The organism is Halomonas sp. BC04 (assembly GCF_000568385.1).
The window spans coordinates 1-9,946 of sequence record NZ_AZQX01000212.1; the positions used below are offsets into that span (position 1 = coordinate 1).

At 64.5% G+C, this 9,946-nt stretch carries 12 protein-coding genes and 1 pseudogene; 4 read left to right on the top strand and 9 right to left on the bottom strand.

Annotation, left to right across the window (positions count from 1 at the left end):
• A partial coding sequence (locus Q427_RS14720; protein ID WP_043515223.1) for an efflux transporter outer membrane subunit occupies nucleotides 1-1,101 on the top strand: 1,101 nt, incomplete at its 5' end.
• Nucleotides 1,102-1,225: 124 nt separating this feature from the next.
• Here Q427_RS14720 and Q427_RS14725 read toward each other — a convergent pair.
• A complete protein-coding gene (locus tag Q427_RS14725; RefSeq protein ID WP_043515226.1) occupies nucleotides 1,226-1,843 on the bottom strand; it encodes a TetR family transcriptional regulator in 618 nt (205 codons plus the stop codon).
• Nucleotides 1,844-2,007: 164 nt separating this feature from the next.
• Between Q427_RS14725 and Q427_RS14730 the strand changes: the two are divergent.
• A pseudogene (locus tag Q427_RS14730) lies at nucleotides 2,008-3,038 on the top strand (succinylglutamate desuccinylase/aspartoacylase family protein).
• 3 nt (nucleotides 3,039-3,041) lie between these two features.
• Here the strand turns inward: Q427_RS14730 and dusA are convergent.
• On the bottom strand, nucleotides 3,042-4,085 hold the full coding sequence (gene dusA / locus Q427_RS14735) for a tRNA dihydrouridine(20/20a) synthase DusA (RefSeq protein ID WP_043515230.1): 1,044 nt from the start codon (nucleotides 4,083-4,085) through the stop codon (nucleotides 3,042-3,044).
• 139 nt (nucleotides 4,086-4,224) lie between these two features.
• On the opposite strand from dusA, the gene Q427_RS14740 reads away from it, so the two are divergent.
• A complete protein-coding gene (locus Q427_RS14740) occupies nucleotides 4,225-5,253 on the top strand; it encodes a site-specific integrase (protein ID WP_043515233.1) in 1,029 nt (342 codons plus the stop codon).
• On the opposite strand, the gene Q427_RS14745 is transcribed toward Q427_RS14740, so the two are convergent.
• Both Q427_RS14745 and Q427_RS14750 read right to left on the bottom strand, forming a co-directional pair.
• Nucleotides 5,250-5,468, bottom strand: a complete 219-nt coding sequence (locus Q427_RS14745; protein ID WP_043515235.1) for a pyocin activator PrtN family protein — start codon at nucleotides 5,466-5,468, stop codon at nucleotides 5,250-5,252. The genes Q427_RS14740 and Q427_RS14745 overlap by 4 nt on opposite strands.
• A complete protein-coding gene (locus Q427_RS14750; RefSeq protein ID WP_043515237.1) occupies nucleotides 5,465-5,755 on the bottom strand; it encodes a hypothetical protein in 291 nt (96 codons plus the stop codon). Before Q427_RS14750 ends, Q427_RS14745 begins: the two co-directional genes overlap by 4 nt.
• Before the next feature lie 211 nt (nucleotides 5,756-5,966).
• Between Q427_RS14750 and Q427_RS14760 the strand changes: the two genes are divergently transcribed.
• Nucleotides 5,967-6,413, top strand: coding sequence for a hypothetical protein (locus tag Q427_RS14760; RefSeq protein ID WP_043515243.1), 447 nt, complete (start codon nucleotides 5,967-5,969; stop codon nucleotides 6,411-6,413).
• A gap of 22 nt (nucleotides 6,414-6,435) precedes the next feature.
• Here Q427_RS14760 and Q427_RS14765 read toward each other — a convergent pair whose 3' ends face one another.
• From Q427_RS14765 to Q427_RS32370, 5 genes are all read right to left on the bottom strand, one after another.
• Nucleotides 6,436-6,654, bottom strand: a complete 219-nt coding sequence (locus Q427_RS14765) for a TraR/DksA family transcriptional regulator (RefSeq protein ID WP_043515246.1) — start codon at nucleotides 6,652-6,654, stop codon at nucleotides 6,436-6,438.
• Complete coding sequence (locus tag Q427_RS14770; RefSeq protein ID WP_043515249.1) at nucleotides 6,644-6,868, bottom strand: hypothetical protein; 225 nt, start codon at nucleotides 6,866-6,868, stop codon at nucleotides 6,644-6,646. Before Q427_RS14770 ends, Q427_RS14765 begins: the two co-directional genes overlap by 11 nt.
• Nucleotides 6,861-7,070, bottom strand: a complete 210-nt coding sequence (locus Q427_RS14775) for a hypothetical protein (protein WP_043515251.1) — start codon at nucleotides 7,068-7,070, stop codon at nucleotides 6,861-6,863. Before Q427_RS14775 ends, Q427_RS14770 begins: the two co-directional genes overlap by 8 nt.
• Nucleotides 7,071-7,087: 17 nt before the next feature.
• The gene (locus tag Q427_RS28955; protein WP_051496405.1) at nucleotides 7,088-9,484 is read right to left on the bottom strand and encodes a replication endonuclease; all 2,397 of its coding nucleotides are present in this window, start codon (nucleotides 9,482-9,484) and stop codon (nucleotides 7,088-7,090) included.
• 207 nt (nucleotides 9,485-9,691) lie between these two features.
• The coding region (locus Q427_RS32370; RefSeq protein WP_043515254.1) for a hypothetical protein at nucleotides 9,692-9,946 on the bottom strand (255 nt) is incomplete at its 5' end.

The following is a 9,946-nucleotide window of genomic DNA, read 5'->3' on the forward strand; positions in this document are numbered from 1 at the left end:
GAGGCCTCGCGGGAGCGCACGCCCGGCACGGCCTCCCCCCTGGGACAGGGTACGACCGGCAATCTGTTCTCGCTGGCCGGTGTGCTCAACTATGAGCTCGATCTCTGGGGCCGGCTGGCCCGCGAGCGCGAGGCCTCCGAGGCACTGCTCGAGCAGAGCGAGTTCGCCCGTGATGCGGTGCGCCTGAACGTGATCGCCGATGTGGTGGCCACCTACTTCGACCTGCGCAATGCCGAGCGGCAGCTCAGGATCACCGAGGAGACGGTGGCTTCCCGTGAGGAAACCTACCGGATCGAGCAGATTCGCTTCGACGCCGGTGAGACCGGTGAGCTGGCACTGCGTCAGGCCCAGTCGGAGCTGGAAACCACCCGCGCCCAGTTGCCCGGCCAGAAGCAGCGGGTCAGGATGCTTGAGGGTGCGCTGGCCATCCTGGCGGGGATGAGCCCGGCGGAACTGATGGGCGAGCTCGATTTCGGAGACACCCAACTGGCGGCTATCGTGCTCCCCGAAGGCGTACCGGCCGTATTGCCGTCCAGCCTGCTGCAGCGACGGCCGGATATCCGTTCCGCCGAGGCCGGGCTGATCGTGGCCAATGCCTCCATTGGCGTCGCCGAGGCGAGTCGCCTGCCCTCCCTGAACCTGGGCGCCTTCCTGGGCACGGCGGCGGGGGATTCCAGCGACCTGTTCACTACCGCTGCCCAGACCTTGGGACTCTCCGCCACGGTCATGGGGCCGCTGTTCGACTTCGGTCGCTCCCGTTCCCGGGTCGACACCGCCGAAGCGCTGGCTGCCCAGGCCGAGGTCCAGTACCGTGCCACGGTGAACCAGGCGTTCAACGAGGTTCGCAACGCCCTGGTCACCTTCGAGACCAGCGGCGAGCGTATCGAGGCGACACGGGCCCAGGTGGAGGCGCTGGCGCGCACCCTGGAGCTCGCGGAAGTGCGCTATCGGGAAGGCTTCGTCGGCTTCATCGAGCTGCTCGATGCCCAGCGGGCACTGCTCTCGGCGGAGCTTGCGCTGTCGGAGGCGATGCGCGACCGCCTGACTGCAACCGCCACGCTGTTCAAGGCGCTGGGTGGTGGTTGGGAGGCCGGCGCCTGAGAACTGCCTGGGCTCAGTACGAAAACTGCCTACGCTCGACTTTTCGTACGTAGCCTAGGCGTGAATGACAACGGGCCGGATCCCCAAGGGATCCGGCCCGTTGTCGTTGTGGTGTCGCTAAGCGTCAAGGTTCGCGAGCGAGCAGTTGCAGCAGCGTATCGACCAGCTCCATGCCGCGCTCGCGGATGGAGAACTGCTCGTGGTTGCGCAGCCAGTCGTGGAAGAGACCGCCCAGGCTGGACTGCAGCAGCCGCGCTGCCAGTTCCGGCGTGATGTCGGGCCGCAGCAGTTGGTGTTCCCAGGCCACCGTGAAGTATTCGATGAGGGCGCCTGAGGACTCCGCGGCGATTTCGTTCTGCATGGCCAGGGGGTCGATTTCGCCAAAGATTTCGCAGTGGTGGATCAGGATGGCGTGGACCCGGCGATAGCGGGGCTGCTCGAGCCGCGCAAAGCCCTGGCGGCAGGCCAGGCGAATCGCCTCGAGCGGCGCATCGGCGAGTGCCGGATCATCGGCTTCGTCAACCAGTTCCTGAAAGGGCATGCGAACCCGGTCGAGCATGGCACGAAACAGGTCGGCCTTGTTGCGGAAGTGCCAGTATACCGCGCCACGGGTCATGCCTGCCTGGCGGGCAATCTGTTCCAGCGAGGTGCGCGCGACGCCGCGTTCGAGAAATATCTCCTCGGCGGCATCCAGCAGGGCTTCACGGGTGGCAGCAGCTTCCGCCTTGGTGCGTCGGGCCATGGTAGGGGGCGTTTCTCCGTGACGGGGTATGGCCATCATTCTACCGGAGCGGCCGGTTTTTTACATTCAACTGTGTATGGATGCGGTGTGAGGTTCACCCTCGTCATTTTGCCGCCATCGCGGTATAAGTGGGTGAACACTGTTCTGTTACAGGAAACCGCAGCATGGCTCGTGCCCCCTTCGAACTCGCCGGCGTCAAGGTGATGCCGGGTCACCGAATCCAGATCGATGTGCCGGTGGCACGCCTCTACACCCATGCGCCGCTGCACATCCCCGTGGAAGTGGTTCACGGTCGTCAGCCGGGGCCGATACTGCTGGTCTGTGGCGGCATTCACGGCGACGAGATCAACAGCGTCGAGATCGTCCGCCGACTGCTGCGCTCGAAGCAGATCCAGGGGCTGCGCGGTACCCTGGTGGCGGTACCGATCGTCAACGTGTTCGGCTTCATGCAGCACACGCGCTACCTGCCGGATCGACGGGACCTCAATCGCTGCTTTCCCGGCAGTGAGTCGGGTTCACTGGGGGGGCGTGTCGCGGCCCTGTTCCGCGAGCAGATCGTCGACCATGCCAGTCATATCATCGATCTGCACACCGGCGCCATTCATCGCACCAACCTGCCGCAGATTCGTGCCCAGCTCAGCCCCGGCAGCGAGACCGAGCGCATGGCCAACGCCTTCGGCGCGCCGGTGATTCTGAACGCGGAGCTCCGTGAGGGCAGCCTGCGCCACTACGCTCAGAACCGGGGTATCCCCGTGCTGACCTACGAGGCCGGTGAGGCACTGCGTTTCGACGAATGGGCGATCACCCCGGGGGTCCGTGGGGTGCTGCGGGTCATGCGGCGGCTGGGCATGCTCACCGGCGAGCATCGGCGCCGACTGCCGCCCGCGGCGGAACTGGCCAACGGCTCCAGTTGGGCGCGGGCGCCATCGATGGCATTCTGCGGCCGAAGGTGCGCCTCGGGGCGCGCGTGGCGAAGGGCGAGGTGCTGGGCAAGGTGGCCGACCCCTTCGGGAACGCCGAAGAGGCCGTCATATCCATGGCCGATGGTATCGTTATCGGCATGAGCCGGCTGCCACTGGCCAACGAGGGTGAAGCACTGTTCCACATCGCCCGTTTCGATGAGATCGAGGAAGCCGAGAACGCCGTTGAGGGGTTCCATTCCAGCCTGGAGCCGCCGCCGGACTCGCTCTATTGAGCGTCAGGCAGTCTCGGTTTCAGTCTCGGTCAACGGGTTTGTCTTTTTTTCGGGAGTCGTTTCTGGCACCAGGCTGAGCGCGTCGTCGAAGACCCTCAGGCAGGCGCCGTCCAGGTGGCCGTTCTCGGATAAGTGGCGACGGAAGCGGCGCCCGCCCGGCCGGCCCTGGAACAGACCCAGCAGGTGGCGTGTGATGTGGTTGAGCTTGGCGCCCTCGTCGAGGCGACGGGCAATATAGGGGCGAAAGGCGCGGGCAGCGGCGTGGCGGCTGGTTGCCGGGCCCGCCACGCCGTAGAGCGACTCGTCCACCCCAGCCAATAGCCAGGGGTTCTGATAGGCCTCGCGACCGACCATTACGCTGTCCACATGGTCGAGCTGTTCTCGGCACGCCTCCAGCGTCTTGATACCGCCGTTGATTCCGATATGCAATTCCGGGCGACTCGCTTTGAGGCGATGCACCCGCGGGTAGTTGAGCGGCGGCACGTCACGGTTCTGCTTGGGCGAGAGCCCCTGCAGCCACGCCTTGCGCGCATGCACGATGAACACCTCGCAGCCGGCATCCGCTACCTGGGCGATGAAGCGTTCCAGGTCGGCGTCCTCGTCCTGGTCATCGATACCAATACGGCACTTCACCGTCACCGGGATCGACACCGCCTCGCGCATGGCGCGCACCGCTGCCGCCACCTTCTCCGGATAGGCCATCAGGCAGGCGCCGATCAGGTTGTTCTGCACCCGGTCGCTTGGGCAGCCCACATTGAGATTGACTTCGTCATAGCCCCACGCCTCAGCGATGGCCGCACACTCCGCCAGCTCGCCGGCATCGCTGCCGCCCAGCTGCAGCGCCAGGGGATGCTCCACCGCATCGTAACCGAGGAAGCGCTCCCGCGGGCTGCCGTGGAGAATGGCACCGGTGGTGACCATCTCGGTATACAGCAGTGCGCGCCGGGTCAGCGTGCGCGCGAAGGCTCTCTGGTCCCTGGTCGTCCAGTCCATCATCGGGGCAATTGAAAACAATCTAGCCCTGTCAGCTGTGGTGTTTCTAGTCATTTCAATATCTTACCGATTTGGTAATACTGTATATTCATACCGTTGATTACCACGAAATACCGTATAAAACCGGCCTTGCTGTACCATGATTGCACCAGTTGGCGGTCTTGGCCCGATTTCGGCGGGAGAGTGGTACATCATGGCGACATATCAGAAGCGCGGGGCTCGTTGGAGGGCCATTGTACGCAAGAAAGGGCATGGCTCACAGAGCAAGACATTCAGCACGAAGGCGCGCGCTCAGGCGTGGGCGCGCCAGGTAGAGGATGGTATCGAGGCGGGCCTTGTTGGGCAGGGGCCGGTTCCGACGCTGGGCGATCTCTTCAAAGGTCACCTGGCACATCTCGACCAGACATCTGACCGGGGCCGGAAGAATCACACCTCGGAGCGCAAGCTGGCGGCCGGACTGGACGCCGAAACCCTGGTTTCAGAGCTGACTTACACCAAGCTTTACGACTACTGCAGGACCCGCATCGAGGTGGATGGCGTCAAGCCAGCCACCACCAAGCACGACATCATGTTTCTGTCGGGCGCGGTGACGACGGCGATCGTCGAGGGCAGTCTGTCAGCGGAGTATCGGGTAAAGATGGCCGGCTGGCGGGAAGGCTTGAAGCGTGCGGGCGTGATTGGGTCGCCGCAAAGCCGTGATCGGCGGCCTACGGCCGAGGAGCTCGATGCGATCCTGGTGCACACCAAGCACAACCGAGCCCTTCGGCGTATTCGCTATCACGACCTGGTCCGCTTCGCGGTGGAGTCGTGCATGCGGCTGGATGAGATCTGCAACCTGCGCTGGGCTGATGTCGATCTGGCTTCGGGCACCGTGATCATCCGGCTGCGCAAGCATCCGACGCAGAAGACGGACCAGGAGGTGCCGTTGATGGGGGATAGCCGGGCGATCATCGAAGCACAACCCAAGGTCGATGAACGGGTTTTCCCGTTCGGGTCGGATTCGGTAGGCAATGGCTTTCGACGGATCTGCCAGTATCTGAAAATCGAGGACCTGCATTTTCATGACTTGCGCCATGAGGGAATCAGCCGGCTGTTCGAGCGTGGCTATCAGATCCAGGAGGTGGCCCTGGTGTCGGGCCATCGTGACTGGGGCAGCTTGCGGCGCTATGTGAACTTGAAAGCCGGTGATCTTGCGAAGCGTGATCAAGAGCGCGCCGGCTAGGCTGCGCTCTCGCGTTGCTGATCGATGTACTTTGCGGCATCGGAGATATGGACCATGGGTGAACTGCCGGTACGGGTCAGCGGCACCGGGAAGGTGCCGGCGGCGATCCTGTTGCGGGCTGTCTGCAGCTTGATGCCCATGATGTCTGTGCAGAAGGTTTCCAGCGGTATCAGCGGCTTCTCGTAGCAAGCCAGCAGCACGAATTCAGTCTTCATGGGTTCCCCTTGTTCTTGGCTCGCCAGGCATTGAAGCGGTGGCGGATCTGGCGAAAGGTCTTCTCGGCCTGCTCGTCGTGGTCTAGGTCGGCACGGCTCTTGATGCGGCAAGCTGCGATTAGCCAGTCGCGTGCGTCCTGCTGGTTATGAGTGCCGTCCGGTAGCTGGCCATTGGTGAGGCCGTGCTTGTAGCGCCGGCGGCGGTCCAGGTAGAGCCGGAACACCGGATCCTGGCAGAGCATGGCGGCCTGGCGGGCCATTGGACCGCCTCTCCGTGTGGTGGTCATGGCCTCCTCCGCTGGGATGGGATGACATACTCCGGAAGCTTCAGGGCTAAAGCCATGGCTACCTTCTCAGGAGGAAGGTTCTGGATCACGCTCAGCCAATACCGCTCGGACTGCTCGTGGTTCATCTGCTTCGTTACTTGAAGATCCATGATGTGGCAGATACTTCGGATCTCTTTATCCTGTACCGACACACTCATTGGATGAGCCCTCCATGCCCGAACGAGACAATATCTCCTTCTTCGACGAGTTGACTGGTCAGGTGCTCGCTCGCCTCTACAGCACTTTTCCGGTTCCGGCCATACTGCTGGCAAAGGACTTCGTCGATCAGCCGTTGGCCTACAACGAGCATGTAATGAGTGAGGTGGCCTCCAGCCAGTCTGAATTTTTCATTTCGACTTGTGAGTGGCTTCGTCAGGCGGGGTACATCAACACCGCCGATAGAGACCCGAACAACCTGATAGTCAGGGAAGTGGTCCTGACGGCCAAAGGACTGGAGCTCCTCAAGGTGAAGCCTGAAAACCTGAGTGATGAACCGAGCCTGGGCGAGCAGCTCACCGCTGCCACTCAGGAAGGAGCAACCGATGCGGCCAAGAAGGCCGTGGGTCAGATCCTTGGCCTGGGCGCTCGGTTCATGATGGAAGGCATCCGCTCGCTGTGATTGCTGCATTTCAGTCCTCCTTCTAGCGGTAGGGTCGGGCTCTTTGTTCGCGGATGCCCTGGCACTCGATGCAAGTGGTTGCCCAGGGGGCTGCCTTGCGGCGGGCGGCCGGGATCTCATGGCCGCAGTCGTCGCACTCGGTTGCAGCGTGATCGATGCCGATCCAGCGCGGCCGGTTGGCCAGCGCGCCCTCGAGGCGACGTTCCATGATCTCGGTGGCGATGTCGGCGTTATCGGCCATGGTTCAGGTCCTCGTTCGGGATGGCGGGCAGGTAGACGACGCGGCAGCCTTTGCGCCAATCGTTGAGCCACACCAGCCAGGCCACGGCGCTGCGTACCGGACGGCCGGCGCGGCGCGATACGAATTGCTGAACGGCGCGGCCCTGGGTGGTGGCGGGGCTGTAGGGATCGACGCGGCCGGCAGGGTCGCGCACCAGGTAGAGGCGGCTATTCATGGCTCAGCTCCTGGGCTTTCTGGCCCAGTCGGTAGCCGCACCGGCTGTTGGCGATCGCGCGTCGCAGATCGGCCTCTGACTCGAAGGCCACGACCATGGCGAACTGGTGTTCCACCGCACCCTGGTTGGGGGTGAGCACCGCGAGGGTGCCGGCATCCTGCAGGACGCCGCGGGGCTGGTGACTGGTCATTCGTTGGCGCATGTTTTTCTCCTTTTTCATCAACACAGCTCGGGTGGGTAGAACTCTTCCGGCTCATACGGTGGCGCTTCGATGTAGATGCCGCGCTCGGCGAGGACTCGCCGGGCCGTGGCGTCGTGCTGAATCAGCCGTTTTGCTGCCGCCTGGGCGGCTCGAGTCTCGAAATCGACGTCATCCATCTCGGCGCGGACCTCTTCACTACCGCGCCACTCTTCAAACCGCCGGATCTGGGCCGCCAAAACCTCGGCGTCCGGGATTTTTGGGAAGGGATTGCGGGGCGTCAGGTCGACGCCCGTACAGTTAGTGACACAAGTCCAAGGGGCCGCGGCTTCGCCGCGTCCCGGGGTGCCCGCCGCTGGGGCGCGGTCTTTTGAACGCACCTCCCAGCTGTAAAGGCGGGTGAGGTATTCGGCATCAACCCCATAACGGCCGGAAACCACCAAGCCCTTGGTCACACAGACCGGGTCGCCGTAGCGGCCGAGCACGTCGATACCCTGGCGGATCTCGCCGGTGCCATGGCTGATGCCGTCGCCGGTGGGGTCCTGGGCCATCAAGCGCCAGGGCTTGATCGGCTGTTGCTTGCGCGGGGTGCAGGGGCCGCCCATGAGGCGCAGGAATGCCGCCCAGTCGCCGGCATTGGCGGCCTTTCGAACAGCGTGGAAGCGCTCGGCGGCAGTGGGTTCGGGGCGGGTGGCCGCCTCCCACTCCTGCAGCTGCTGCTCTTGTTTCTCGGTGAGCCGGCGGACTTCACGCCAGACGGTGACCGAGGGCAGGCCCAGGAACTGGAACTGGCGGATGCCCCAAACGGCGGCCCATGCCTCGATGCGTGGGGCGGCCTCGGTCAGGTCGTAGTCGTAGCGGTCGAATTGATCGTCCTCGACGCCATCACGGACGAACTGCTCGCCATTGATATTTTTCGAGATGTACTTGGCGACGTAGCCGGCCGCCGTGCCCTTGCTGTAGTCGATGCGCTTGGCATCGAATCGGGCCGTAGTCTTTTTGCCACGGCGGTCGTAGAGCTCTTCGGGGGTGTCTTCCTCGGCGTACTCCTGCAGCACCTGGGTGACGCGGGCCTGATCCTCGGGCTTCATCCACACGAGGAGATGCCAATGGGGCGTTCCGTCGTGGTGGGGCTCCACCACGCGAATGCCGTAGATGGCCAAGCCATCGCGGGCCAGCTGGGCGCGTGCCCGGGCCCACAGCTGCTGTAGGTACTGCTGAGCCTCGCGCGGGGTGCTGCCGTCGTAGTTGTTGTTTCGACGGCAGTGGTATTGGTAGCGCTTGCGCTTGGTGCTCCAGTACTTATTGGCATTGACCGGGTGGAAGCGGCCCGGCGTGGTCAGGGTGTAGAACACACCGACATGCCCCAGGCGGCGTGCCTCGACCTCGGTGTCGCGGATGCGCAGCATCAGCTCTGCCCGGCGGTGGTCCGGATTGGCCAGGCCCAACTCTGCCAGCTCGGCGAGGGTGTAGGTCTGGCCCTCCTGGTTGATGGCCTCAAGGGTTTCGAGCAAGGCACGGTTGCGGTTCTTCTGGCTGCGCCGACGCTCGACGGTCAGGTCGCTGCAGTAGATGCCGGCCTGGGCATGGACCCGGTAGGCTTCGCGCTGGATCTGCTCGAGGCGACGGCCTGAAAGGCGGCGCAGCTTGCGACGCCACCAATTCGAGCCGCTCAGCCGGCCGAGCTGGCTGGCAATGGAGCCATTGCGAGGCGGCGGCTCGATGCCATGCACGGCGGCGCGGGCGCGAGCCTTACGCAGTGCCAGGGCGTCGGCAACGGTGATGCTCATCATCGGGGCGCGCTGCCAGCGGAACACCGCCATCAGCGGGATACCGCCCGGGGGCGGCGTCAGCGGGTTGCGGGACTTGGCGACGATAGTGGCCAGCTCGCGGGACTGGGCCGATACGGTGCGGCCCTTGAGGCGCGGCAGGTCCAGCGGCGGCGGCAGCAGGCCCAGGCGTAAGCGGCGGTTGTGCTCGGCGATGCTGCCGATCAGGCGCGCGCGCTCGTCCTCGACGGCGGTGGCATGGGCCGTGGCGTAGTCGATCAGGGCGTCGTCGTCCTGGGTGCAGTTGAACCCGCCGATGATCAGGCTGCGCTCGACGTAGGCCAGCCAGGCGCTGGCCGCTTGGATGCCCTCAATGGTGGTGTTGCCGCGCCGGCGGATGGCAGCCACAGCTTTTTTCAGGTCGTTGGCGATGGGTGCGAAGCGGGTATAGATGCGCTCAGGGTCGACCAGGTCGCGGGAATTGCGCGTCAGCCAGCGGTTGCCGGCGGCGTTGCCGTGACGCTTGGCCACATGCACGAAGCCGCCAGCGAGATCCTCGGCCCAGCCGGGCAGGGCATCGAAGATGGCTTGCCGCCAGCGGTGGCACTCGGGGGTGCCGAACTGAAGGGATTCCGCGAGCCTCGTCATCAGAGCGTTCCCGGTGCCGTGGCTTGCTGTTCGGCGGCGTCCTGCAGGATGCTCTCTACGTTCAGCAGCACCATGCCCAGCTTGTGGGCTTCGTCTTCCAGGAACTGGGCGTATTCGGCTTTGCGTCCCGCCTCATCTGCGCGGCCAGCTCGTCCAGCTCGATGCGACTTTCCCAGAGGGCGTTCATCGTTTTCTGTTGGGTAGCCATTACGCGACTCCTCTTTCGATCAGGCCGAGCCAGTGCAGGGCGGCCTTGGTGTTGCCTTCGGCCAAGGCCTGGCGGGCGTGGGCGGCGAGCTCGCGGCTCGGGTGGGGTTTGTCGCCCTCGAGGCGGTCGCGGAGGCGGCCGGCGTATTGGCTCATGCGATGCACGGCAGCGCGGATGCAGTCGCGGTTATGGCGGGGCATCTGCTCGAGCGGGGTGCGCGCCTCGCGCGGGTCGATCTTGGCGCTGGCCAGCAG